Raw genomic sequence first — 376 nt, 5'->3', positions numbered from 1 at the left:
TATCTTGGTTGCTAAGTCGCGGCCTGCCTTGCGAGACTTGCATGCGCAGTTTCGTAATGATGAGGTTAACAAGATTTACCATATGGCCGTTTTCGGTAAGTGGCCAAAGCATAAAAAGCGCGTTGACGCGCCCCTTAAGAAGAATGAATTAAAATCTGGTGAACGCATTGTTGTTGTACACCAGGACGGGAAGCCAAGTCAGACCTTGTTCAAGATCTTATCTAGTGCTGAGAATTTTACCTTAGTCGAAGCTAAGCCGGTGACCGGGCGAACTCATCAGATTCGTGTTCATGCCGCATTTTCCGGGCATGCAATTGTGGGGGATGATAAGTATATCCCGCGCGATTTGGTGCAGTTTAGAGGAATGGAAAAAGCT

The 376-nt window shown here is 46.8% G+C and carries 1 protein-coding gene; it reads left to right on the top strand.

Annotated elements, in window-relative coordinates; genetic code table 11:
- The coding region (locus A3763_RS08125; protein ID WP_231872132.1) for an RluA family pseudouridine synthase at nt 1-376 on the top strand (376 nt) is incomplete at both ends.

The organism is Oleiphilus sp. HI0128, from assembly GCF_001635365.1.
The sequence above is the reverse complement of the archived record's forward strand: the minus strand, read 5'-3'. Positions and strand labels throughout refer to the sequence as shown.